Origin of the sequence: Streptococcus respiraculi (assembly GCF_003595525.1) — a bacterium.
GTDB lineage: Bacteria > Bacillota > Bacilli > Lactobacillales > Streptococcaceae > Streptococcus > Streptococcus respiraculi.
Genome location: NZ_CP022680.1, coordinates 421,026 through 445,478, shown reverse-complemented (window position 1 = coordinate 445,478; position 24,453 = coordinate 421,026). Strand labels below are relative to the sequence as shown.

21 protein-coding genes and 1 other RNA gene are annotated in these 24,453 nt (G+C 42.6%); 3 read left to right on the top strand and 19 right to left on the bottom strand.

The window, feature by feature from the left end; translation table 11 throughout:
• Positions 1 to 41: 41 nt before the first annotated feature.
• The 11 genes from CHF41_RS02115 to CHF41_RS02065 all read right to left on the bottom strand — a co-directional run bounded on the left by CHF41_RS02115 (position 42) and on the right by CHF41_RS02065 (position 12,898).
• A complete protein-coding gene (locus CHF41_RS02115) occupies positions 42 to 686 on the bottom strand; it encodes a response regulator transcription factor (protein ID WP_119875816.1) in 645 nt (214 codons plus the stop codon).
• Positions 655 to 1,674: a sensor histidine kinase gene (locus tag CHF41_RS02110; protein WP_119877119.1), complete on the bottom strand. Its 1,020-nt coding sequence runs from the start codon at positions 1,672 to 1,674 to the stop codon at positions 655 to 657. Before CHF41_RS02110 ends, CHF41_RS02115 begins: the two co-directional genes overlap by 32 nt.
• Positions 1,674 to 2,369: a cell wall-active antibiotics response protein LiaF gene (gene liaF / locus CHF41_RS02105; RefSeq protein WP_119875815.1), complete on the bottom strand. Its 696-nt coding sequence runs from the start codon at positions 2,367 to 2,369 to the stop codon at positions 1,674 to 1,676. The genes CHF41_RS02110 and liaF overlap by 1 nt, the downstream gene beginning before the upstream one ends.
• Before the next feature lie 93 nt (positions 2,370 to 2,462).
• Positions 2,463 to 4,439 carry a Stk1 family PASTA domain-containing Ser/Thr kinase gene (gene pknB / locus CHF41_RS02100; protein WP_119875814.1) on the bottom strand — a complete coding sequence of 659 codons (1,977 nt, stop codon included), beginning with the start codon at positions 4,437 to 4,439 and terminating at the stop codon, positions 2,463 to 2,465.
• Positions 4,436 to 5,176, bottom strand: coding sequence for a Stp1/IreP family PP2C-type Ser/Thr phosphatase (locus tag CHF41_RS02095; RefSeq protein WP_119877118.1), 741 nt, complete (start codon positions 5,174 to 5,176; stop codon positions 4,436 to 4,438). Before CHF41_RS02095 ends, pknB begins: the two co-directional genes overlap by 4 nt.
• A gap of 18 nt (positions 5,177 to 5,194) precedes the next feature.
• Complete coding sequence (rsmB, locus tag CHF41_RS02090; protein ID WP_119875813.1) at positions 5,195 to 6,505, bottom strand: 16S rRNA (cytosine(967)-C(5))-methyltransferase RsmB; 1,311 nt, start codon at positions 6,503 to 6,505, stop codon at positions 5,195 to 5,197.
• Positions 6,495 to 7,430, bottom strand: a complete 936-nt coding sequence (fmt, locus tag CHF41_RS02085) for a methionyl-tRNA formyltransferase (protein WP_119875812.1) — start codon at positions 7,428 to 7,430, stop codon at positions 6,495 to 6,497. The genes rsmB and fmt overlap by 11 nt, the downstream gene beginning before the upstream one ends.
• A 148-nt stretch (positions 7,431 to 7,578) precedes the next feature.
• Positions 7,579 to 9,957 (bottom strand): primosomal protein N', encoded by a 2,379-nt coding sequence (locus CHF41_RS02080; RefSeq protein ID WP_119875811.1) that lies wholly within the window; start codon positions 9,955 to 9,957, stop codon positions 7,579 to 7,581.
• 78 nt (positions 9,958 to 10,035) lie between these two features.
• The gene (gene rpoZ, locus CHF41_RS02075; RefSeq protein ID WP_119875810.1) at positions 10,036 to 10,350 is read right to left on the bottom strand and encodes a DNA-directed RNA polymerase subunit omega; all 315 of its coding nucleotides are present in this window, start codon (positions 10,348 to 10,350) and stop codon (positions 10,036 to 10,038) included.
• Positions 10,351 to 10,367: 17 nt separating this feature from the next.
• Entirely contained in the window at positions 10,368 to 10,988 is a 621-nt protein-coding gene (gene gmk / locus CHF41_RS02070) for a guanylate kinase (protein ID WP_119875809.1), read from the bottom strand.
• A 296-nt stretch (positions 10,989 to 11,284) separates the two neighbouring features.
• Positions 11,285 to 12,898, bottom strand: a complete 1,614-nt coding sequence (locus CHF41_RS02065; RefSeq protein ID WP_119875808.1) for a ribonuclease Y — start codon at positions 12,896 to 12,898, stop codon at positions 11,285 to 11,287.
• A gap of 126 nt (positions 12,899 to 13,024) precedes the next feature.
• Between CHF41_RS02065 and CHF41_RS02060 the strand changes: the two genes are divergently transcribed.
• Positions 13,025 to 13,513: an S-ribosylhomocysteine lyase gene (locus tag CHF41_RS02060; protein WP_119875807.1), complete on the top strand. Its 489-nt coding sequence runs from the start codon at positions 13,025 to 13,027 to the stop codon at positions 13,511 to 13,513.
• Positions 13,514 to 13,643: 130 nt separating this feature from the next.
• Here the strand turns inward: CHF41_RS02060 and tnpA are convergent, their stop codons facing one another.
• The 8 genes from tnpA to CHF41_RS02020 form a co-directional block, all read right to left on the bottom strand.
• Positions 13,644 to 14,117, bottom strand: coding sequence for an IS200/IS605 family transposase (tnpA, locus tag CHF41_RS02055; RefSeq protein ID WP_119875806.1), 474 nt, complete (start codon positions 14,115 to 14,117; stop codon positions 13,644 to 13,646).
• Positions 14,118 to 14,298: 181 nt separating this feature from the next.
• On the bottom strand, positions 14,299 to 16,584 hold the full coding sequence (locus tag CHF41_RS02050) for a SpaA isopeptide-forming pilin-related protein (RefSeq protein ID WP_119875805.1): 2,286 nt from the start codon (positions 16,582 to 16,584) through the stop codon (positions 14,299 to 14,301).
• A gap of 26 nt (positions 16,585 to 16,610) precedes the next feature.
• Positions 16,611 to 17,186 (bottom strand): TlpA family protein disulfide reductase, encoded by a 576-nt coding sequence (locus tag CHF41_RS02045; protein ID WP_119875804.1) that lies wholly within the window; start codon positions 17,184 to 17,186, stop codon positions 16,611 to 16,613.
• Positions 17,187 to 17,614: 428 nt separating this feature from the next.
• Positions 17,615 to 19,015, bottom strand: a complete 1,401-nt coding sequence (locus tag CHF41_RS02040; RefSeq protein ID WP_119875803.1) for a cell division site-positioning protein MapZ family protein — start codon at positions 19,013 to 19,015, stop codon at positions 17,615 to 17,617.
• Between the two features lie 2 nt (positions 19,016 to 19,017).
• Positions 19,018 to 20,181: a THUMP domain-containing class I SAM-dependent RNA methyltransferase gene (locus tag CHF41_RS02035; protein ID WP_119875802.1), complete on the bottom strand. Its 1,164-nt coding sequence runs from the start codon at positions 20,179 to 20,181 to the stop codon at positions 19,018 to 19,020.
• 51 nt (positions 20,182 to 20,232) lie between these two features.
• Positions 20,233 to 20,600, bottom strand: an RNA gene (gene rnpB / locus CHF41_RS02030) — RNase P RNA component class B.
• An 18-nt stretch (positions 20,601 to 20,618) separates the two neighbouring features.
• Positions 20,619 to 20,951: a cell division regulator GpsB gene (gpsB, locus tag CHF41_RS02025; RefSeq protein WP_119875801.1), complete on the bottom strand. Its 333-nt coding sequence runs from the start codon at positions 20,949 to 20,951 to the stop codon at positions 20,619 to 20,621.
• Positions 20,952 to 21,024: 73 nt separating this feature from the next.
• Entirely contained in the window at positions 21,025 to 21,564 is a 540-nt protein-coding gene (locus tag CHF41_RS02020) for an SLOG family protein (RefSeq protein WP_119875800.1), read from the bottom strand.
• A 65-nt stretch (positions 21,565 to 21,629) separates the two neighbouring features.
• On the opposite strand from CHF41_RS02020, the gene recU reads away from it, so the two are divergent.
• Positions 21,630 to 22,250 carry a Holliday junction resolvase RecU gene (recU, locus tag CHF41_RS02015; RefSeq protein WP_119875799.1) on the top strand — a complete coding sequence of 207 codons (621 nt, stop codon included), beginning with the start codon at positions 21,630 to 21,632 and terminating at the stop codon, positions 22,248 to 22,250.
• Between the two features lie 4 nt (positions 22,251 to 22,254).
• On the top strand, positions 22,255 to 24,414 hold the full coding sequence (pbp1a, locus tag CHF41_RS02010) for a penicillin-binding protein PBP1A (protein WP_119877117.1): 2,160 nt from the start codon (positions 22,255 to 22,257) through the stop codon (positions 24,412 to 24,414).
• The last annotated feature ends 39 nt before the right edge of the window (positions 24,415 to 24,453 follow it).

The following is a 24,453-nucleotide window of genomic DNA, read 5'->3' as shown; positions in this document are numbered from 1 at the left end:
ACTCAGAATCTGACTAGCTTTCACAATCGAGTATTATTATATCACGATTCTGAGTCTTGCGCTACCAGTCCATGTTGGAAAGCATAGACAACTGCCTGCGTGCGGTCACTTACAGCTAGCTTCGACAAGATATTCGACACGTGAGTTTTGACTGTCTTTAGGGAAATAAAGGATTCATCTGCAATCCGTTGGTTGTCGTAGCCCTTGGCAAGCAAGGTCAAAATTTCCTTTTCGCGCGCTGTCAAATCCTCATGCAAAGCAGGGTGGCGTTTTTGGTGCTCCATCTTCTTTTCCACTTCCGTTTCAATGGCAAGCTCTCCCTGATAAACCTTACGAATGGCACGGACAATTTCTTCTGCACTCGAGGTTTTTAGCATGTAGCCCTTGGCTCCTGCTTTCAAGACCGGATAAATTTTTTCATTGTCCAAGTATGAGGTTAAAATCAAGACAGAGGCATCCTTCCATTCTTTAAGAATTTCCAACGTCGCATCAACCCCTGATAGCTGAGGCATGACCAAGTCCATGACAATGATGTCTGGTCTTAGTTCCAAAGATTTCTCAACTCCTTCTTGACCGTCACTGGCTTCTGCGATTACCTCGACATCTGGTTGTAAATTTAAAAAACTTTTCAATCCTAGTCGGACCATTTCATGGTCATCCACTAGTAAGACTCGAATCTTGCTCATGTTCTTTTCCTTTCAATAATGGGACACGGATATCAATCGCCACTCCCTTGTCAGGAGCGGTGCGAATTTTCACCGTTCCTGCCATATCTTCTACCCGTTCCTGAATATTTTGTAAGCCGTAGCTGACTTCTTGCTCGTCATTTTTGACAAAACCGACACCATCATCCGTCATTTTCAGCTGCACTTCATACTCTGATTGCACGAGGTAAACATCCAGATGATGGGCTTTAGAGTGCCGCAAGGTATTGCTGACAATCTCTTGACCAATGCGAAAGAGATGCTCTTCGATGGCAGTTGGCAACTTCTCCACTTCATGATGAAACTGCACTTCAATTGTACTCTTATCGCTTACTTCCCGCAGAATAACGTCAAAACCTTCCACCAAATCCTTGCCATCTAACTCACTCGGGCGCAAATGCAAGAGCAAAATGCGCAAATCACGCTGGGCTGTTTCAATCGTGTCTTTGACGATTCCTAATTGTTGCTGCAAGATATCCGCCTCAATCGTCTCTAAGCTACTAGACAAACCTGATAAAATCATACTGCTGGCAAATAATTCTTGGCTGACAGTATCATGTAAATCACGAGCAATCCGCTTGCGTTCCCCTTCCACAATTTCTTCTTTTTTGACCAAATCCTGGTTGTCAATCAGCTGGACCTGCCGAGTCAAGCCACGCACTTTTTCCGATAATTGGAGCAAGAGCTGGTCATCTTCTGATGAGCTGCGGATGTTCTTGTTTTGAATAATGGAACGAATTTTCTGCCGCATTCCTTGGGTAGCAACAATCGCGACGGATTGAACCAAAACGACCAAAAAAAAGGTCAGAATAACAATCAAGAGAAAAACGGTAAATATAAATTGTTCTGTCGATGTCCATAAAGATATATCAAAGAAAGACTGGTGGAGGAGAGGAAAGACTGCTGCCAGCACTACCAAGACAATCAAGGTAGCATACCAGGCGAGAAGAAGAACGGTTCCTTTCTTTATCATACGCGAACCACCTCCACATCACCAAAAATACAATTGACAACCACTTTTACTCGCTTATGGGAATCCTTGTAGTAAGGACTTGCAATGGAGAAACTCTCATTACGCAAATCCCAGTAGGAAAGACCTAAGAAATAGACCCTACCATATAAGCTCGCTGCTGACAAGGAAACCTCGACATCAATTGGAACGATAATCTTGGTTTTACCAAAAGTCTTGCGGACCACGACAATATTGTCCCGTCCGACCAAAACCGTCTCATCAAGATCTACCACATCATTACCAAAGAGACGAACAATATTGACGTCTTCAAAGCCGTAAGAATCTTGGGAATGGTCTTGATTGCCAAACCACTTGGTTTTTTGCTTGTGAGCTTCGAGCGCCGTATCTTCAAAATGTAGATGTGTGTACTGATTGCGCTTCTCATAGCGGGAGAAGAAATTGATCATCATATAGATCAACAAGAAGATGACTCCGATGATAAAGTAGGGATTTAAGACAAAGACCAGAAAGATTAAAAAGATTGCACTGGAGAGAAAAACACTCGTAATTTTTCTTCCTGTCACATACCAGATTCCCAGCAAAAACAGAGCAACCAGTAAGATGGTCCGAGCCGCCTCACTTGCTAGGACATCAAAACAAGCCAAGGTAAAAATAATACTTTCGACTAATAAAAAAAACTGGACTTTTCTCATCGTATGATTCCTTTCCCTACTATTGTACCAAAATTCTTCCGAATTACCTCCTTCTAGGGTAGGAAAAAAGGAGCTCTAGCCCCTCTTTCTGTTTTAATGTTCTGAGCTACTAGTAGTTGTTGAGCTACTTCCAGAAGTACCTGAATCAGTATGGCTGCTTGTCGATGACGATGTAGCAGCTGGCACAGATACGTAAAGCGTCACGCTATCGCCAATAGTGGCACCAGCAGAAGGATATTGTCCTACTACCAATTCGCCTGAAGCAGTATAATTGACATCTTCAACCTTTTCAACAGTGACATTAACCCCTAAATTCTGGAGTTGTCTTCGCGCGTCTGCATAACTGACTTTTAAGATACCAAAGTCTGGCATCACTGGTGCTGGACCTTTTGAGATGACAAGATTAACGATTGAATCTTTGGCAAGAGTTTCTCCCACACCTGGCTCGGTTCGAATCACAATACCTTTTTGGTGTGAATCATATTCTTCGGTTGTTGCCCCGACCTTCAAGCCTGCTGCTTTTAGTTCTTGCGTAGCTGCCTCGAGACTTTTTCCAACGACATTCGGGACTTGATATTGTTCAACTCCCTTGGATACAGTCACCGTTACCGTACTTCCCTTGGTCTTAGAAGAATGAGCTGGCGGATCTGTTGAGATGACCTTCTTAGCCTCCATTTCAGAACTGTACTCTTGTTTCTCTTTCACGACAAAGCCAGCTGCTTCTAGCTCAACCCTAGCTTCGTCAAAGTCCTTTCCAACAACATTTGGAACGCTCACCGCATCCGTCGTTGCTACGACGATATCAACCGTACTGCCTTCCCTTTTTGAGGTATCCGCTGCTGGGTTAGTCCGGATGACCTTCCCTTCTTCCACTTCTGAAGAAGGCTCCTCTGTCACCTTACCAACTTTCAAGCCTGCAGTTTCAATTAACTCCTGTGCAACTTCTAGTGTTTGTCCACTGACATCTGGAACTTTGATGGTAGCAGGGGTATTCAAAAGCAGAGCAGCTACTGCAGCGATAATCAGCAAAATTGCTCCAATCAATACTTTATAGCGTGTCCGCATTTTTCGCTTGTTCTTTAAGGGGGGAGCTATCGGACGGTCTGAATATTTAGAAGAAGCCTCTCTCTTAGGAGATTTCGCAGAAGGCGGTTGTTGCTCGGTCGCAATTGTCGACAACTTTGGTAGGGTTTTGGTATCTACTTTTCCGTCTTCTAAGACAACTTTCTTTTCATTCAGGCGATTATTGGATAAGGAAGAAGCAATATCTGCATACATCTCAGCTACAGTCTTATAGCGGTCAGTGAGCTTTTTAGCTGTTGCTTTTAAGACGACGTTTTCAAGTGCCTGGGGCACGCTAGGATTTTCTTCTCGTACAGAGGGTAGCGCTTTTTGGAAATGCTGAAGGGCAATCGTTACAGCACTATCCCCATCATAGGGAATTCGACCTGTCAACATTTCAAACAGGATAATCCCCATAGCATAAATGTCACTTTGGACTGTTGCTTTTGAGCCTCTAGCCTGTTCAGGTGACAAATAATGGACGGAGCCTAACATCGAATTGGTCTGGGTTAGGCTGGTCTCTGCAAAGGCCACTGCAATTCCAAAATCCGTTACCTTGGCTGCACCTTCCTTGGTCAACAAGACATTCTGCGGTTTCAAATCGCGGTGAACGATACCACGGGTATGGGCCATTCTCATCGCTAAAAGGATTTGTCCCATGATCCGTACCGCTTCGTCATTTGACAAAGGGGCATTTTCTTTAATATAGCGTTTTAAATCGAGACCATCGACATATTCCATCGCTAAATACTGTTGTCCGTCTTCTTCACCAATGTCTGAAATACGCACAATATTCGGATGGTCCAAATCCGCCATGGCTCTAGCTTCACGCTGAAAACGCTGAACGGCTATCTGATCGGTTTGATAGTTGGTTCGAAGAACCTTAACAGCAACTTCTTCACCATCCAAAATCAAATCTTTTGCCAGATAAACATCCGCCATTCCACCACGACCGATTTGACGGACGATTCGGTAGCGATCAGCAAAGATTTTCCCAATCTGAATCATTGCCTAGCCTCCTCGGTCATGTGGATGAGGGCTACAGTAATGTTATCTGTACCACCGGCATTATTGGCAAAGCGAATGAGACTTTCTGTCTTACTGTTTAAGGATACTTCACTGAGGATAATATCCCGAATATCTTCGTTAGAAACCATATTGGTTAAACCATCACTGTTGATTAAAATGTAATCGTCTGGCTCTAACGTTTTTAAAGCAATATCTGCTTCAACAGGATTTTGTTGCCCGATAGACTGAGTAATGAAATTCTTCTGTGGATGATGCTGCGCTTCTTCTTCGGTCAATTGTCCTGCACGTACCAAAGCACCTACCAGTGAATGGTCATTGGTCAACTGGCTGTATTCCCCGTCGCGCACCAGACCAATTCGCGAGTCTCCGATATGGGCATAAATCATTTGGTGGTCAATGATGACCACAGCTTCTAAGGTTGTCCCCATCCCACGATATTCTTCTGTCTGTCCCAACTCATGAATCTTTTGATTCTCTTCTTCAAGGACAGTCGAGAACCATTCACGAACATCATTCAAGGTGTGAATCTGTGTATCTACCCATGAAATCCCCAAATCTGTAGCTGCCATCTCACTCGCAATATGCCCTGCACGATGACCACCCATACCGTCTGCCAATACAATCAAATCAATACCTGCTCGGTTTGTATAACGATTGACATAATCTTGGTTATTGGTACGTTTCTGACCTACGTCTGTTAATAATGAAATTTCCATCTGGTCCATTTCCTCCTCTTACGATATTCGCTGAAATTGGCTGATAAAGAATCCGTCACTCCCATATAATTCAGGGGTGATGAGAATACAGCCGTCTTGCAGAATATCTTTTCTTTTATGTTCTAATCTTACTTGTTTAAAATTGGGGTGTTTGGCTAGGAATGCCTCGACCACTTGATGATTCTCTTCTGCTACAATGGTGCAGGTGCTATAGGTTATTATACCACCTTTTTTCAGACTTTGACAAACATTGTTTAATATCTCTAGCTGAATTTGTTGCAGAGCCTTAAAGTCTGCTATTTCCTTGTTGTATTTGATGTCTGGTTTACGGCGCAGGAGCCCAATCCCTGAACAAGGTGCATCCACCAAAATCTTATCAAAGGCATCTGCTCCAAATGTCTCAAAGACGTGCCTTGCATCTAGCTTTTTGGTGACCACCTTATCTGCCACACCAAGGCGAGCAGCATTTTCTTCAATCAAGGCTAATTTATGGTCGTACAAGTCAAGAGCCGTGACAGTTCCTGTCGTCAAATAGCTGGCGATGTGAGCTGTCTTTCCACCTGGAGCTGCGCAGGCATCGAGCACTGCTTCATCACCTTGAAGATTGAGCGTTGGTGCCACCAACTGGCTGCTCTCATCTTGAATGGTAATCCGCCCGTCCTTGAAAAATACCGTCCCTGCAAAATGACCATGTGGCTTGACCAAGCCGACATCTGATAAGAGGGAACGTTCTCCTTCTGTCTCTTCTTTTATGATTTCCATATCCTGAGGCTTGGTCACACGGACACTAGCTTTATTGCGGATTAGTAAACTCTCAAAAATCTTGATTGCCCGCTCTTCTCCGTATTCGTCAATCAGTTTTTTCACTAACCAAACAGGAAGAGAATACTGAATAGATAGGCGTTTGTTCTTGCGTTTGATACTGTCAATAGCTGGTAGTTCATTATCCACTAGTTTTCTTAAAATAGCATTAACAAATTTATCTGTTCCACGGCTTTTCTTTGCCAATTCCACTGCTTCATTAACAAGGGCATGATCGGGAATTTTATCCAGATACAAAATCTGATAAAGGCTCATCATGAGTAGATAATAGACCCAGGAGTCTAATTTATCTCGATCTTCAATCACATGTGCTAGATACCACTCGAGCGTGATTTTTCGCATGACCGTGCCATAGACCAACTCGGTCACAAGCCCCTTGTCTTTTTCTGACAAGGAAGAAGTTTTTAGAGCTTGATTAAGGGCAAGGTTCGCATAAGCCCCCTCATCAAAGACCTGACCTAAAATGGCTAAGGCAAGACCACGCGCTGTTTCTTTTTTATTCACCAAAGCGATCACCTACTGCTAACTTACGCCCGAATCCATTTAGGAAATCGGCAATCCCCATTTTCGGCTTACCTGCTGGCTGAACGGTTTTCAGAGCAATGGCTCCTTCACCTGTTGCAATGAGCAATCCTTTCTTGCTAAGTGCAATAATTTCCCCTGGTTGACCCGACCCCTCAGCGAGACTCGCTTCATAAATCTTAAATCGCTCACCGTTTAAAAGAGTATGAGCCACTGGCCACGGATACATGCCTCGAATCTGGTTAAAGAGCTGACGATTGGTCTTAGCCCAATCGAGGCGTTCTTCTGCAGGACTGATATTAGGTGAGAAGGTCACTTGGCTTGGGTCTTGAGCTTCTGGCTTCAAGTCGCCAGCTATATAAGCAGGAAGATTTTCCAACAATAAATCACGCCCCACAACTGCCAATTTCTCAAACAAGGTGCCGACATTGTCTTCATCGGTAATTTCAATCGCAGCTTTCGCGATCATGTCGCCCGCATCCATCTCCTTGACCATTTCCATGAGGGTCACACCAGCCTCGTTATCTCCATTGATGAGAGCGTAGTGAATCGGTGCACCGCCACGATATTTTGGTAGAAGGGACGCATGAACATTGACCGCAAAAGACATGCTATTAAGAAGCTTTGTCGGTAAAAACTGACCAAAAGCTGCTGTGATGATGCCATCTGCACCCAGTGTCATCAATTCTTCTAATTCGCTACTTCCGGACAATCTTTCCGGCTGATAAACGGGCAAGTCATGCGCCAAGGCTACTTCTTTGACCGGTGTCATTCGGATTTCTTTTTTTCTACCCACCGCACGGTCTGGCTGGGTAACAACTGCTAACATCTCATATCGGTCATCTTCTAGCAACCCCTTGAGGACTGTCGCTGAAAAATCTGGCGTCCCCATAAAAATCAATTTTGTCATCCGCATACTCCTTTTTGCTTCATTTTCCAAAGGTATCGTCTACCCTATTATACCATTTTCTGGCCTATTTCTCTGTCTGAAAGGCTTCTCAGACCCTGATGATAGAGTCTCTCAAGTTCTAAAAAGAAGAAAGAGGGAATCTAATCCCTCACATCATATTTTGTGGTTCATGGTCAATCACGACACGTAGGTCTTGGTTTTCCCTTTCCTGAGTCCAGTCGAGCACGTGATTTAAGACTCGGTCCAAATGCGGTTCCTTACGGTATTTGACAATCATCTGATAATGATATAGGTTATGGGTCCGTGCAATCGGTTTTGGCGTTGGACCCAGCAATTGAATCTGGTTGCTCAGTTGCTCCCGCAATAATGTCATGACCTCAAAGGCTTTTTTGACGACCAGCTCTTCAGATTTATGCGACAAGGTCAGACCAACCGTGTAATAGTAGGGCGGATAGCCCCAGGCCCTGCGCATAGCCATTTCATACTGGTAAAAACCTTCATAGTCCTGCTCCTTAGCAAAGGAAATAGCGTAGTGCTTCGGATTATAGGTCTGAATCACAACCTCCCCTGCCTTATCAGCTCGACCCGCTCTACCTGCTACCTGAGTGAGGAGCTGGAAGGTCCGCTCTGCCGAACGAAAATCAGGCAAGTTCAAAGCCGTATCCGCATTTAAAACCCCAACCAAGGTCACATTTGGAAAATCCAGTCCCTTAGCAATCATCTGTGTCCCAAGAAGAATATCTGCTTCGCCCTTCCCAAAGGCGGTCAAGATTTTTTCGTGACTACCTTTTTTGCGGGTTGTATCAACATCCATACGCAAAATCCTGGCTTCAGGCAATAATTCCATTAGCTCATCATAAGCCTTTTGAGTACCTGTCCCGTAGTAACGAATGGCCTTGCTATGGCAGTTGGGACAAAAACGGGGAATATCCTTTTGAAAACCACAATAATGGCAGTTCATGGTCTTAGTATCCATATGGAGAGTTAGGGAAATATCACAATTGGGACACTCATCCACTGCACCACAGTCCCGACACATGACAAAAGAAGAATACCCACGACGGTTGAGCATCAGTACAACCTGCTCATTTTTAGCTAATTTTTCCTTGATTTTCGAAAGCAAAACAGGGGTAATCGTACTAGCTTCCTGCTGGCCGATGTAATCCCGAAAATCAACGACCTCAACAGAGGGAATCTGGGCTTGAGGATTGGCTCGCTGGGTCAGTGTCAGAAATCCATAGAGCCCCTTACTAGCCCGAGCTCGACTTTCCAAGCTCGGAGTGGCAGATCCCAAGACTAAGACTGCTCGATTATAGTCGGCTCGAAGTTTGGCCACATCTCGCGCATGGTAGCGGGGATTAGAATCCTGCTTGTAGGTCGCCTCGTGTTCCTCATCGATGATAATGGCTCCGATATTGGTCAGAGGGGCAAAAATCGCAGAACGAGCTCCCACAACTACCTGGGCATCCCCGCGTTCAATTTTGCGCCATTCATCGTACTTTTCTCCCTCAGATAAGCCCGAATGCAAAATCGCTACTTTCTGACCAAAACGAGCAATAAAGCGGTTGGTCATCTGCGGGGTCAGGGAAATTTCAGGCACCAACATAATAGCCGTCTTTCCCTGCTTCACGGCATGATCAATAACTTGCAAGTAGACCTCGGTCTTCCCGCTCCCAGTCACTCCTTCTAGGAGATAGGTTCTACTTTCCTGACCAATTTCTGAGATGATTTCTCGGACAGCTGTCGCTTGCTCGCCGTTGAGCTGTAAGGCCTGAGCTTGCTTTATACCGTCAAAATACGCCTGCGTACGGCTGACTTCTTCTTCCCAGATTTTAATAGCACCTTGTTCTTGGAAATAACGGATAATGTCAGCCGAAAAATTCTCGCGCAAGTTCGCTAGAGGAGCAGGACCGCCTTGCTGCAACAGAACTTCCTTTAAGGTCTGACGTTTTTTAGCACGATTGCTGATTGCAAGATTCTGCAATTTATCTAGCTCTACCTGATACCACTTTTCAGTCCTAATCTGCTTCTTATCCTTAGCCAGATAGTCAACGGTCATTTTACCAGCCTGGGCTAGGCGCATGACTCGAGCCTGCTGCTGAATGTCCAAATCTGAGAAATGAACACTCTCTTGACCACCAAAAATGGCTTGCCTATCTGCTTCTGATAGGCCCACCCCTTGAGAAAGCACCTTGTCATAAGAAGAATTGAGCAAGCTGGGCAACATGGCTTTTAAGAGGGAAATCTTATAAGAAAAAACCGTTTTTCGCAGTTCATCTGCCAGCCATAATTGCTCCGCATTTAAAACAGGTGAAAAGTCCAGCACCTCAGCAATGTCTTTCGTCTCTGTATCCGTTTCTTCTGAAAAGCCGACCACAATTCCTTGAATGAGCCGATTCCCATTTCCAAAGGGAACATGGACCCGCATCCCTGCCTCAAGCATATTTTCAAATTCTTCTGGAATATGATAGGTATAGGCTTGGTCCGTCTGCATCAAGGGGACATCGACGATAATTTCTGCAAACATTCTGGCTCCTTTCTCGTTTTGTTCAACAACTTCAAAATGAAAACAAACCCAGTTGGAATGCCAACTGAGCTTTGCCTTTTAGATTTTGTCGCCGTCTTCTTTTTCTTTGGCAATCTGTGCTTTAATCTTTCGTTCTTCTTCTTCCTGACGAAGGCGCTCTTCTTCCGCACGACGGCGAACAGCTTCACGTTTTGCTACTGGATCTGGGTGAATCACAACATTTCCAGATTCGATTTCCTCCAGAGCACGTAAGGTTGACTTGACAGAAGTAAATTCTTGAGTAGCCTTTGCTCCTGCTTCCAACTCATGCGCACGTTTTGCTTCTAAGATGACCAAGGAATATTTTGAAGGTACCTTGTCTAACAACGTATCAATAGACGGTTTTAACATCATATCTCTTTACCTAATTTCTAATTTTTTATCTCTTTTAGCATGTCTTGATAGTGACCGATGACACGATCTACACGGAAATGTTCCGCCTCAATCACGCGTTTCACCCGCTCAGCTGCTAAATGCACTTCATCATTAACAATCGCATAGTCGTATTCACGCATGAGGGCGATTTCTTCTTTGGCTTTTTCAATCCGTTGGGCAATGACTTCTGCACTATCTGTCCCGCGTCCCACTAGACGATCTTGCAACTCATCCAAATCAGGCGGTGTCAAGAAGATAAAGACCGCATCAGGCACTTTCTTTTTCACCTGCAAGGCACCCTGTACTTCAATTTCCAGAAAGACATCGATGCCCTTATCCAGCGTTTCATTGACATAAGTCAATGGCGTACCGTAGTAATTTCCTACATATTCTGCGTACTCTAGCATTTGTCCTTGACGAATCAAGTCTTCAAACTCCTCACGAGCTCTAAAGAAATAATCCACTCCGTCTACCTCGCCTGGACGTTGAGAACGGGTTGTCATGGAAACAGAATACTGAAATTTATTTTCTGAGCTTTCAAAAATCTCACGTCTAACCGTTCCTTTGCCTACCCCAGAAGGTCCTGAAAAAACGATTAACAAGCCACGATCTGCCATCATATCTCCTTCACAATCTTTCTCTTTAGTGTATCAAAAAAACAAGTCTTTTTCAACTGATTTTCATTATCTTATCCAATAAAAGTTGTTATAGTTGACCTCCATAAAGAATGACTATGTTTAATCGTTTCTCACGTAATGCGTCAGCACTATCTAATACGATATCAAAAAATACTAATGTTGAGATTAAGAGAGTATAATATCAAACTCTTTTTCAACAGCTGTTATTACTATTCTACTTAAAATTTTTAGTGACTAGAAAAAGACTAGCTCCTAAGAACTAATCTTTCTGATTCTTATTTAGCTACTTCCGTCGCACGTGTTTCACGGATAACCGTTACCTTGATATTACCTGGATAATCGAGATTGTTTTCAATCTTCTCACGAATATCATGGGCCAAAATGGTAATCTTATCATCATTGACAATATTTGGATGAACAATAATACGTACCTCACGACCAGCCTGAATTGCATAGGCTTGCTTGATACCATTAAAACTATTAGCAATTTCTTCCAAATCTTGAAGACGTTTCACATAAGCTTCCATCGATTCACGACGTGATCCTGGACGCGCTGCGCTGAGGGCATCTGCTGCTGCAACAACCACTGCAATCGTACTTGTCGCTTCAACATCACCGTGGTGGCTGGCAATCGCATTGACCACTACTGGATGTTCCTTGTACTTACGAGCCAGTTCTGTTCCAATCTCAACGTGGCTACCATCCACCTCACGGTCAATAGCTTTCCCGATATCATGTAAGAAACCTGCACGGCGGGCCATATTGACATTCTCACCGAGTTCTGCCGCAAGTACACCAGCCAATTTAGCTACTTCAATCGAATGGCGCAATACATTCTGACCATAGGATGTGCGGAAATGCAAGCGTCCCATAGTCTTAATCAAATCTGGATGAAGATTTGGTGCACCAATTTCATAAGCTGCTGCCTCACCATATTCCCGAATGCGGTTGTCCATCTCAACACGATGTTTCTCAACCAATTCTTCAATACGAGCTGGATGAATCCGACCATCTTGCAACAAGGCTTCCATGGTCATGCGGGCAATCTCTCGGCGAATGGGATCAAATCCAGATAAGACAACCACTTCTGGCGTATCATCAATGATCACATCAATCCCTGTCAGACTTTCAAAAGTACGAATATTTCGGCCCTCACGTCCGATAATCCGACCTTTCATGGTATCATCTGGTAAATGAACAGAGGTAATCGTTTGTTCAGCTACATATTCACCAGAAATCCGTTGCATTGCTTGAGCCAACAAGTCTTTGGCTGTCTTATCAGCCCTTTCTTTGACTTCTCGTTCTGCTTCTTTTATGCGAGTGGCAATTTCATGGGCCATCTTATCACGTGTATCCGTTAAGATTAAATCACGTGCTTCTTCCTGAGTGAGCGATGCCACTCGTTCTAATTCAAGAGCCTTTTGCTCCTCTAATTTTGCGACCTCTTCTTCGCGCTCTTCAATGTGTTTAGACTTATCTGTAAGGGATTGCTCCTTTTGCTCCAAAGCTTTTTCTTTATTTGTTAAATTATCGTCTTTACGGTCCAAGCTGCTTGCACGTTCTGTCAAGCGTGCTTCCGTTTGTTTCAATTCTTGTCGTTCCGACTTAAATTCTTCCGCAATTTCTTCACGATATTTTCGAGCGTCTTCTTTCGCTTCTAAAAGCAATTCTTTTTTCAAGGTTTGACGGTCGCGTTCCGCAACAATCATCAACTGATCTGCCTCTTGCTCAGCTTTTCCTCGAATATTACTTGCTTCTTGTTCAGCGTTTAAAAGTGTTAATTCTGCAGCTTCTTTTGCAGTTTTCATTTTTAAAGAAATCGCTAGATAACCAATAACTAAACCAATGAGAGCGGAAATAAGAGCAACACCAATGGATAGTGCAGTCATTTTCCACCTCTTTTTATTTATTTTTTAGATTAAAAATCTTCTTTCATTCTACCATATTTTCATTCATTTCACAATCTCCAAATCAAAAATATGTTATAATCATTTTAAAACAAAAGGAGGAATATTATGACAAAAGAAGTTCTAGTTGAAAGTTTCGAACTGGACCATACCATCGTTAAAGCACCTTATATCCGCATGATTTCGGAAGAAACGGGACCTAAGGGAGATGTCATTTCAAATTACGATATCCGTTTGGTTCAACCAAATGAAGATGCGATTCCTACCGCAGGACTCCATACGATTGAACATCTGCTGGCACTCCTCATCAGAAAACGCATGGACGGTCTGATTGATTGCTCTCCATTTGGCTGCCGAACAGGCTTTCACATGATTATGTGGGGGAGTCATTCTACCACTGAGATTGCACTGGTCATCAAATCTTGCTTGGAGGAAATTGCAGAAGTAACCACCTGGGAAGATGTTCCTGGTACAACCATCGAATCCTGTGGCAACTATAAGGACCATAGCCTCTTTTCTGCTAAAGAATGGGCAAAACTCATTCTCTCCCAAGGTATCTCAGACGACCCATTTGAACGCCACGTTATTGAGTCATAACCACCCGTGAAAACGGGTGGCTTGTACACCGGCTATAAGCCGTTTCCCTCCAGCGGGCGTCTAAAGACGCTCGCTGAACTTCGTTCAGGTTAGCTTCTATTACTTGACTAATGCCCGTAACAACGGGCTTTTATCTTGTTCTAAAACTTCCATCTGAAAATGGATCTTCATACTCTTTAACACTCAACTTATCAAGAGCGATGTCAGTCTTTTCCTGCTCACGGATATACTTCGCAACAGTTTTCTCGTTTAATCCTACCGTACTGACGTAATAGCCTCTTGCCCAAAATTTGCGATTTCCATACTTATATTTTAAATTCGCATGTTTATCAAATATCATTAAGGCACTTTTACTTTTCAGATAGCCCATAAATTCAGAAATCGCAAGTTTTGGAGGAATGAGAACTAACATGTGAACATGATCTGACATCATGTGACCTTCAATAATTTCAACTCCTTTATATTGGCATAGATGACGGAAAATCTTGATTAAATCCTGCCTAATGTTGTAGTATATGGCTTTTCTTCGGTACTTCGGTGTGAAGACAATATGATATTTGCACATCCATTTGGTGTGTGATAAACTATAACTACTTTTAGTCATTTATTTTTCCTCCTTTGTCTAACCTGAACAATTAGATTATACTAGGAAAAATAAATGAAAGCTAGAAGCCTTGTTAGCCACCAGCTTAGCTGGTGGTTTTCTTGTTCTTCTCTGCGAGAAGAACTGGCTTGAAGCCATAATAACCTAAAAAAGAAAGGGGAACCCTTTCTTTTTTATTAGCTTAGTTTTCTTTTTTTGTACGGTATACAAATCCTACAAGAGCAAGCAAAGCAAGACCTAGAACCCCCATCCAGATAGAAGCTGTTTCACCTGTACGTGGAAGAATTGATTTTGGTCTTATCGATACACTGCCTCCTGGAGGTGGCGTTTGACCAGATGACATTGGTACTGAGGTACTGCTTGAAGGTTCTGTTGACGAACTTGGTTCAGTCGATGATGAACTTGGCTCTGTTGACGAACTTGGTTCGGTCGATGATGAACTTGGTTCGGTCGATGATGAACTTGGCTCCGTTGATGACGGCGGAGGTGTTTGTGTTTTTTTATTTGCAAACTTACCAAGGTCAACTGTCTGACCATCTTCTGAAACCGTCACTTCACGTGTTTCTGTACTCAAATCGTAACCAGAAATTGTTTTTTCTTCTGCAAGCGTATACGTTCCATAAGGAATAGACTTAAAGGTCGCAGTTCCTTTGGAATCCGTCGTTTCTCGAGCAACAACTGTATCACCCTGTTTCAAGACAAAGACAACACCTGGCAAGACTTTAAATTCATCGTCTGCATCAACTTTAGTGACAGTCACACTACCCTTGATTAGATGGTTCTCGAAGGTATTCAAGTCAACAACTTGACCAGCTTCTGTGATTTTGACATCACGTGTTTCACCACTCAAAACATAACCAACAGCAGTTGCAAGCTCAACAAGTTTATAATCACCATATGGAATGTTTTCAAAGAAAGCTACCCCGTTTTCATCTGTTGTTGCTTGGGCAATTTCAGCTTCGCCTTGTTTCAAAGCAAAGACAACACCTGGTAACAGTTTCGACTTATTATCTGCATCGACTTTAGTTACTTTGACACTACCGATTCCAATGTTTTCTACTTGGTGATTCACGACTGGATCAGTTGTTCCATCAAGAACCACTGTTTTTGCTTCACTAGAAAGAGCATAGCCTGCTGGCGCTTTAACTTCGGTAACAGTGTATTCACCCAATGGTAGATTCCCTACAGAAACCTCTCCATTCTCACCTGTCTCAACAGTCGCAACAACTGTACCTGCTGCATTGCGAACTTCAAACTTCGCGCCTGCTAATCCGTGTTCTTTGTTCTGACTGTCAACTTTTTTGATTTTAATTTCTTTGTGGGGAACGCATCGGAATTTTTGAATATCATCCGCATCTGCCCAGCCAATTGTCGCAGCTTTATCCATCAATACAGCAATACCTGAGGTCTTCCCTTTATAGATTGCTGATGGTACATAGTAAATCCCTGTGTCTTCAACATAGGTCCCATGGGAAACGAAAGCGTATTTTGTTGAGCTGTTACTTGGAATAGTATATTCAATACCTTGTTCCGTTTCTGTCCTAGTGAATGATGCCGTCACATCGGTCCAAGCTGAATTAATCCCATAACCAGCAAGTTCTTGGTCTTCTGGAATCTCATAAATTGTTAGGCGAGTCCCACCATCAATTGGTACAGATGGATGTTTAGAATAACGGAATGTCAATGGGCTTCCAGTTCCGCTCACTTTCACTTTTGTAACTGCCTCAAACTTATTATTTGTTGGATTCACATCTGTCAATTTTGAAGCAACCTCTACTGGATTTGCCTCACTGACATTATTAAACCGATTCAAATCATCTGCTGAATAGATTTCCATATCATAAGTATATTCGTACGGTATCCCTGCATATTCTCCTTTGAAGGTAAATGGTCCATTGTTCAATACCTTATTTGGATCAGCAGACTGAACAAATTGTTGCAGAATTTCAATATTTTGACGCTTCTCTACTGCTTCTGTAAAGACATAAGTAATTAGTCTCGTTGCTGGATCAAAATTAGCTGTTGCAAGAACAACGGTTTGTCCGTTGTCCATTGTTGTAATATCTGGAATACGAACAACATTCTGGCTAGTAATCCCTGCAGTACGAGTATCTGTCGATAATTGAACCGTAAAATAATCACCTTTTTTCAAGGAGAAATCTGTATTTGGAATTTTTCCTTGAAATTGTACAAGGACTGATTGGTAATTATTAATTTGATACGGATTATCCGCCGCTAATTGATACTGTCCTTTGACAGTTTTTACCTTTACATGTCCCACACCTGCATTTTCAAATAGATTGTTAACATTTTTTCCTACTTTACATTGTTCAGAATAAACATAACTAATATCCGTATCTGAATCAGCACCATCTACCGCAAATACCTGACCTACACTTCCAACACTGCTAACAAGCAATCCCAATGTAGCTCCAAGATAGGCGAATTTTTTGATCAATTTTTTCATTTTATTCACATCCTATTTTCCTTTTTTTATTTTACTAATGCATCTAGAGCTGTTTGTAAGGTTTCTTCTGCCTCTACTGCCACAAATACTTTTTCAATCTTATTCCCTTTAATAAGATACATGGTAGGAATGGATTCAACCCCTAAAAACTCTTGTGTTGCACTTGATTTATCAAAAACAACTGGTAACGTATAGCCTTTTTCAGTGAGATACTGAGCTGCTTTCTCCTGTGTTTCACGGTCTCCGTCCGTATAATTTATCCCTACGAAATCTACACGGTCTTTATATGAGTGATACACTTTTTCAATAATAGGTAATTGCTGCTGACAGTCTGGACACCAACTTGCCCAAACGATTAACAAAGTTGCTTTCGAGCCCAATAATTGATTCGAAGATAACTCCTCGCCAGTTGCATTTTGAACCTTAAAGTCTGGCAATGTTTTACCTTCAAGCTTCTTTGCCGAATTCACTGTGTCAGCTGCACTAGATGTTGCTTCACTACTAGAAGCAGTGGTCATTTTTGAACTCGTACAAGCTGTTCCAAGAGCTAGAAAGGTAAGTGTTGCAACAGAAAGCAATCCATATCGTAACTTCTTATTCACAAAATACTCCTTTTCTTTTTATCATATCATTATGTTGTCCATTCAGTGAGTAAGCACTATAAAAGCTAGAATATACAAAACGTCTGTACCCCTAGCTTGTCGTCATATATGACATCTTCGATAAGTAAACAACATCTTGGTTATTGTACCACATATAAGGGGTGGGGTGCAATAGCTTTGAATCATTAAATCATTTTTTATTCAAAAATATTTGCCTTCAAAATATTTGTGCTCACCTCTAGCTGCATAAAAACTAATACTCTATTACTATCAACAGTAGCATTTTTCGATACTTTATTAGATAGTGCGGACGCAAGCAACCTTGTATTTCCGACCTTTAACAGTCCACTGGACTGTTAAAGCAATCTTGAACCTAAGGTCTTAAAAATGACGAAAGCCTATCTCGCAATGATAGGCTTTCGTCATTTTTAATAATCTAAATCGTCGGCATATCCTGCACCATTTCCAACAAAGTAGCCTGTTTTAGCATTCATTGAAAAGAGGTAAGTACCGTCTGGACGGAATAAGTTGTAATAGCCATTGCCATTGATGATATTGACAGGCTCCAAAATGTAGTTGTAGCCAATTACATATCCTCGTTCTTGAGAAACTGCAATAATCGCTTCTAAGACACCTGGGTTAAAAGTCCATGCTGGATTGTTAACGTCATCAATCTTCGTTTGATCATACGGGACACGGCTAAGATTGCGTTGGAGAGTAACACCTGCAGGAATCGCAATACCATACAGAGGGTCCGTACCAACACTGTCCCCACCCGTTTGGACAGAAGGATCCATCTGATCTGCACTTACAGGGGCTTCTGTAGCTGCTACTTGTGCGCCTGCGTTTGTTCCTGTATTTGGTGCTGGCGCCACGCTACTAGCTGTCGTTTGTTGAGAACGCCCTAGATTAATCGCTGCTGTAATTTTTGCATCAACAGCTGCGATACCTGTCGTAGCGGGAGTAAGGGTTTCGCCATCTTTCACCGTTGCCGTTGTATCCAAGTCACCATTAACAAGAATTGGTTTATCAAACTGATTATTTAAGGCTTGAACGGATTTAATCGCTGTTTCGAGACTGTCATACTTCTTTTTAGCAGTCTGATAAGCAGACGCTTTCTTATCAATCTTATCCAAAGCTTTTTTCAATTCAGGTAACTTAGCAAATTCACTATTTTTTAGCTTGCTTTGTTCCTTATCGACAAAGAATGTCGCATAGAGGCTGTTAAAAGCTGTGAGTGTCGCATCTTCCTTACTTGAGCTACTGCTTTGACTGGTTGAGGTCGAAGAAGATGTTGCCTCTTCTGCTTTTTCTGACTGCTTCATCCAGACAAAGGCTAGAGCCAAAGCTGTGATAAAGAAGAGCGCCAAGGCTATCCAAATCACCATAGGCTTACGAGAGGGTTTCTCTTCTTCTTCAAAATCATTAAATGGGGCTGTTTCAGGGTCAGGCAAGACCTCTTCTTTAGAAGTCTCTGGAGCAAGCTTATGAAGTGGCAGCGCATCTACTTGCTCTTCAACAGTCGGCTCAAGTGAGGAATCATTTACTTCACTAACTTCCTCTGCTTCTTCTACTTCTTCTGTCTCAGCTACATCCTCATCTGTCACAACCGGAAGATTGACCTGTGTTTCATATTTTTTTGACTCAATCTCATCTCTGTGTTGCTTGATATAGCGATCTAAAAGACCATCTTCTTCGGTCACACCTGCCTGAATTTCTTCATGTTTTCTGACTGCTTGACCTACAGTCATATTTTTTGCATCTTCAAACTCTAAGATTTTTTCTCCATCATCTGGGAGATTATTGCTCTTTTCTGTATTCTTTACCATGTTTATTCCTGCTCTTTCACCACTCGCTTCACGCGCTGTCCAAAAAATTGATAAAGGTCGACTTTTAATGTTCCATTGTATAATTTGCGTTTTTTATCTGCTTGACTGCCGTAGCGTTGTTCAAATTGCTCATCGCTGGTCAAAATAAATTTGGACCAGGTTTTGAGAGGCGCAAATGTTTGCCCCATTTCTCGATAGAGGGTCATAATGGCCGTGTCATCGAGCAAACGCTCTCCGTAAGGCGGATTTGAGATAATAACACCATTGATTTTATCCGTTCGAAAATCCTGCAAGCGCATTTGCTTAAAGGTAATATCTTTATCCACTCCTGCTGCAACTGCATTTTTCTTAGCAATGTCAATCATGCGCGTGTCAATATCAAAGCCTGAAATATCCAGTTCCACATCCCTTCGAATCGCTTGGCGAGCGGCCTGTCTTTCCTGCCTGATCAGGGTATCATCAACCCAATTCCATTCTTCAAAGGAAAAAGAACGCTCTAGGCCTGGCGCCATATTACGGGCAAGCATGGCGGCTTCGATACAAAAGGTTCCCGAACCACAGGTTGGATCAACCAAGGGCTTATCAGGATACCAGTTAGACAACTGCAAGAGGGCTGCTGCCATATTTTCCTTAATTGGTGCGCCACCTTTTTCAGCACGATAGCCACGTTTAAAGAGGCTCGAACCCGTTGTATCAATCAAAACCGTTGCAACATCCTTTAAAATCGATACTTCAATTTTAAACTCTGCTCCCACTTCCTGCAAAGGCACACCTTCTGGTCGTGAAAAATGCTTTTGCAATTTCTTAACCACTGCTTTTTTAGAAATAGCTTGGACACTAGGTTCATTGTGTAGAGTTGACTTGACACACTTAGCTTTTGAAATCGGGAACTTACAGCCCAAGGGCAGGTAATACTCCCAATCTAAGGCAAAAACACCTTGAAATAGTTCTTCAAAGGTCTTAGCCTTGAAGCTTCCGACCACAATCTTGATTCGATCAGCTGATCTGAGCCAGAGATTGGTTTTGATCATCGCCTCAATATTGCCTTCAAAACGAACGCGGCCATTTTCGACCTGACAGTCGTATCCCAACTCCCGAACTTCACGCCCTACTACAGCTTCTAATCCAGCAGCTGCTGTCGCAATAAATGTAAATGTTTTCTTCATGATTCTCCGATAATAAAAGCTAGCAAAGCTAGCCTACCTATATATGCAATTTTCTATAAGCCATGTTTTGTTCCAGTGGTACTAGGCACTACCACTTTCGATAATCATCTGTCTACCGCTTACGCAGTCAGGAAAGTTCGTTCTGCTTCCGACTTCCCCATGCCCCGACCAAAATTTGGGTTGCTAGCTTGAGGGGTTTACCGCGTTCCACTTTTTATGTTTCCATAAAAACTCCGTCACTGTGGCACTTTTCAGACCTACTCGAGCATATCTTTCGACTTAGCTGTTTTGATCGCCGTAACGCATTACTGCGTCCCTAGGCTTATTGGTTCGCCTAGCACAAACACTACCGGCATCCCAGCCGGTGCTAGCATGGACTTTCCTCATGATAGTTGGCTACCATGCGATTATCCAAAAATTGCACAATCTTACTACTCTTAGTCTTCTTGAGCGATTTGCTTGCCGAATACTTCTTTTTCTAAACGGTTCAAACGGCGCAAAATATCAAAGTTGCTTGCTGAAGACGCCCGTTCTGTTCTCAATGTTTCAGAATCTTCCATACTCGCTGTAGCTACACGTGGCGCATTTGCCATTTGCGCTTTCAAACGAGCAATCTCACCTTTCAATTCCTTGATAATTGCATCGTAAGCATCGTAATCTTTCATGATTTCATCTAAAAAATCATTCACCTCATCTTGATCATAGCCGCGAAAACCGATTTTAAAGTCTTGTTCAAAAATATCTTTCGTTGTAAATTTAATACTTGCCATTTGCTACACCTCTATCTTCTAAAACGTCATTACCTCTATTATATGAAAAAATATAGGGAAAAATCAAGTCATATCACTCAATTTCTTCAAAATTTTCAGCTATCTCATTTAACTGCTCAAAAGTAAGCGTTTTTCTAACATACTCTTCTTTTTTTAACATCAGACGATAAAGATATTTCAAGTTTGTTTCGTTTTCAGGATTATAAAATAGATAGGCGCCATCTGTATTGTCTAACAAGAACTGATTGTATAATCGAAATTGGCTGGGATTTTCATAGCGAGGATAAGTCATTTTTACAAAATCAACAGCCTTAAAATGGGCTAATTTTATCTGGTTGGCCTCATTCCAATTTTCCCCATGGTTCTCAAATAAAAAGAGCGTTGCTATCTGGCATTCATACCCTTCTTTTCGTAGGTCTCGAAGGACCTCCAAACACCAGTATTCAAAACCTAGATTCCCCGTCAAGATGAACCATTCCACCCCCTCTTCCAAGAAGCGAATCAAATCCATTCGAATGGCTTTTTTGATGATGGCAAGGCGAGGGTCCTTATCTGAAAAAATCCCCAAATCGGTGTGACGATAGCCTGTAATCAGTATCCGGTCAATGTGCATTACTTGAACTCTTTTCCTATGTTATGGTATAATATAATGATTTTATTTTATCAAGAAGGAGTTCTATGGTCAATTATCCTCATCAGGTTAGAAAAAAAATCAGTAGAACCAATTCAAAATCTTCTCGCCAGCAGACGGACTTTGCCAACCGAGGCATGTCCTTTGAAGCCGCTATTAACGATAGTAATACCTACTATCTAGCTCATGGGCATGCGGTCATCCATAAGAAACCGACCCCTGTACAAATCGTGAAAGTAGATTACCCAAGACGAAGTCGGGCTAAGATTGTCGAAGCCTATTTCCGTCAGGCATCTACGACGGACTATTCAGGGGTCTACCAAGGTCACTATATCGACTTTGAGGCCAAGGAAACGCGACAGAAAACATCGATGCCAATGAAAAATTTTCACTCGCATCAGATTGAACATATGGATCAAGTCCTGCAACAAAGAGGAATTTGTTTTGTACTCCTTCACTTTTCAACACTGAAAGAAACCTATCTGCTTCCTGCTGCTGCTCTGATTGATTTTTACAGGGTCGAAAACGGCAAAAAATCCATGCCTATTGACTATATTCGTAAACATGGATTCCAAATCGAGATGGGGGGCTATCCTAGCTTACCTTACTTAGAAGTTGTTGAAAAAAATTTATTAGGTGGTGATACTCTTGAAAAAACCAAACCTTAAGAAAATGTGGATCATTTTCGCTAACGTTGCCCTAGCTAGCTTTATCGCTCTATTTCTGGTCGTGCTAGCAATCGTCATCTACTATGTGAGCTCTGCTCCAAAATTGACAGAAGAGGCACTTACTGCGACGGTTTCCAGTAAAATTTACGACAAGGATAGCAAGCTAATTGCCGATTTGGGTTCAGAGAAACGCTCCAATGCAAAAACCTCTGAAATTCCTGAAGACTTGGTCAATGCGATTGTCTCTATTGAGGACCAACGCTTCTTTAGCCATCGCGGAATCGACGTCATTCGGATTGCAGGTTCATTTGTCAACAACTTAAAAGGTGGGCACCTCCAAGGCGGGTCAACCTTGGACCAGCAATTTATCAAGTTGACCTATTTTTCCACATCAACTCAGGATCAAACCATTAAACGAAAAATCCAAGAAGCCTGGCTGGCCCTTCAGTTGGAGCGTCGGAACACTAAGCAAGAAATTTTGACCTACTATGTCAACAAGGTCTTTATGGCGAATGGAAATTATGGGATGAAGACCGCGGCGAGAGCCTACTACGGAAAAGAGTTAAAAGAGCTCACTCTCCCACAGTTGGCACTCTTGGCAGGTATGCCTCAGGCACCCAATCAATACGACCCTTACACCCAGCCAGAAGCGGCTAAATACCGTAGGGACTTAGTCTTGCAACAGATGCTCGGGCAAAAATATATTTCCCAAGAGCAGTACGAAGCTGCCGTTCTAACAGATATCAACGACGGCTTACAACCTCTCACCAATACTTCAGCTTACCCACTTTACATGGATAACTACCTCAAGGAAGTCATCGAGGAAGTCGAAGCGCAAACTGGCTACAATCTACTTACTACAGGACTTGATGTCTATACGAATGTCGATGTAGATGCTCAAAGACAGCTCTGGGATATTTATAACTCTGGCAACTATGTCAACTACCCTGATGAAAACTTCCAAGTCGCTTCTACCGTAGTCGATGTTTCAAATGGACATGTCGTTGCCCAGCTCGGCTCCAGAAACCAAGATAGCAATGTTTCATTTGGTACCAACCAAGCAGTTGAAACCAACCGAGACTTCGGATCGACCATGAAGCCGATTACAGATTATGCGCCTGCCCTTGAATATGGTGTCTATAACTCGACAGCTAATATCATCGTGGATTCTCCTTATAATTACCCTGGTTCCAACACTCCAATCAATAACTGGGATCGAACCTACTATGGTTCGCTAACCTTAAAAGCAGCCATTCAATATTCACGGAATGTTCCTGCCGTTAAGACATTAGAGGCCGTTGGCTTAGACAAAGCTCATAAGTTTTTAAATAGTCTGGGGATCTTTTATCCGGAACTGCTCTATTCAAACTCCATTTCAAGTAATACGACAGATACCAGCTCTAAGTATGGGGCAAGCAGTGAGAAAATGGCGGCAGCCTACGCTGCCTTTGCCAACGGTGGTACCTATTACAAGCCACAATACGTCAACAAGGTTGTCTTTAGTGATGGTAGCACAAAAGAATTTGTCCCTGAAGGCACCCGTGTCATGACAGCTGAAACAGCTTATATGATGACCGATATGATGAAGAGTGTCTTGACTTACGGAAATGGGTTGAACGCTGCAATTCCAGGCCTTCCTCAAGCAGGTAAGACCGGTACCTCTAATTATACAGATGCGGAGATGGATGCGATTCTCGCTAATAACGAACCAGCCAACTACAGCACACTCGTTGTTCCTGATGAAAACTTTGTAGGCTATACTACACGTTATGCCATGGCTGTTTGGACAGGGTATCCCAATCGACAAACGCCAATCTTAGACAATGGTATTCCTATTGCAACAGATGTTTACCATAGCATGATGGCCTATCTCAATCCGATTGACACTGCTAGTGATTGGGAAGCCCCAGATGGCATCTATCGATACGGAGGATATTGGTACTTGGAAGGAAGTGTTCCTCAATACACCTATACTCCAAACACTAACACGACTACAAGTAGCACGACGTCAACTTCTAGCTCTTCAAACGCAAGTTCTACAACAAGCAGTTTGACAGACCCTGCGACTAGTCAACCATCAGAAGAGCCACAAACTAGCACTACAAATAGCACTAATCAAGACCAACCTGCTTCTTCTAGCCCAACGCCAAGTTCTTCTCAATAAAAATCAAAATCTGACTAGGAAACGAAACCTTACGTGGAA

Bases quoted from the DNA above. Each gene is read 5' to 3' on its own strand.
- CHF41_RS02115 (WP_119875816.1), bottom strand. From the start codon at position 686: ATGAGCAAGATTCGAGTCTTACTAGTGGATGACCATGAAATGGTCCGA.
- liaF (WP_119875815.1), bottom strand. From the start codon at position 2,369: ATGAGAAAAGTCCAGTTTTTTTTATTAGTCGAAAGTATTATTTTTACC.
- pknB (WP_119875814.1), bottom strand. From the start codon at position 4,439: ATGATTCAGATTGGGAAAATCTTTGCTGATCGCTACCGAATCGTCCGT.
- CHF41_RS02095 (WP_119877118.1), bottom strand. From the start codon at position 5,176: ATGGAAATTTCATTATTAACAGACGTAGGTCAGAAACGTACCAATAAC.
- fmt (WP_119875812.1), bottom strand. From the start codon at position 7,430: ATGACAAAATTGATTTTTATGGGGACGCCAGATTTTTCAGCGACAGTC.
- CHF41_RS02080 (WP_119875811.1), bottom strand. From the start codon at position 9,957: ATGTTTGCAGAAATTATCGTCGATGTCCCCTTGATGCAGACGGACCAA.
- rpoZ (WP_119875810.1), bottom strand. From the start codon at position 10,350: ATGATGTTAAAACCGTCTATTGATACGTTGTTAGACAAGGTACCTTCA.
- gmk (WP_119875809.1), bottom strand. From the start codon at position 10,988: ATGGCAGATCGTGGCTTGTTAATCGTTTTTTCAGGACCTTCTGGGGTA.
- CHF41_RS02065 (WP_119875808.1), bottom strand. From the start codon at position 12,898: ATGACTGCACTATCCATTGGTGTTGCTCTTATTTCCGCTCTCATTGGT.
- CHF41_RS02060 (WP_119875807.1), top strand. From the start codon at position 13,025: ATGACAAAAGAAGTTCTAGTTGAAAGTTTCGAACTGGACCATACCATC.
- tnpA (WP_119875806.1), bottom strand. From the start codon at position 14,117: ATGACTAAAAGTAGTTATAGTTTATCACACACCAAATGGATGTGCAAA.
- CHF41_RS02050 (WP_119875805.1), bottom strand. From the start codon at position 16,584: ATGAAAAAATTGATCAAAAAATTCGCCTATCTTGGAGCTACATTGGGA.
- CHF41_RS02040 (WP_119875803.1), bottom strand. From the start codon at position 19,015: ATGGTAAAGAATACAGAAAAGAGCAATAATCTCCCAGATGATGGAGAA.
- CHF41_RS02035 (WP_119875802.1), bottom strand. From the start codon at position 20,181: ATGAAGAAAACATTTACATTTATTGCGACAGCAGCTGCTGGATTAGAA.
- gpsB (WP_119875801.1), bottom strand. From the start codon at position 20,951: ATGGCAAGTATTAAATTTACAACGAAAGATATTTTTGAACAAGACTTT.
- CHF41_RS02020 (WP_119875800.1), bottom strand. From the start codon at position 21,564: ATGCACATTGACCGGATACTGATTACAGGCTATCGTCACACCGATTTG.
- recU (WP_119875799.1), top strand. From the start codon at position 21,630: ATGGTCAATTATCCTCATCAGGTTAGAAAAAAAATCAGTAGAACCAAT.
- pbp1a (WP_119877117.1), top strand. From the start codon at position 22,255: ATGTGGATCATTTTCGCTAACGTTGCCCTAGCTAGCTTTATCGCTCTA.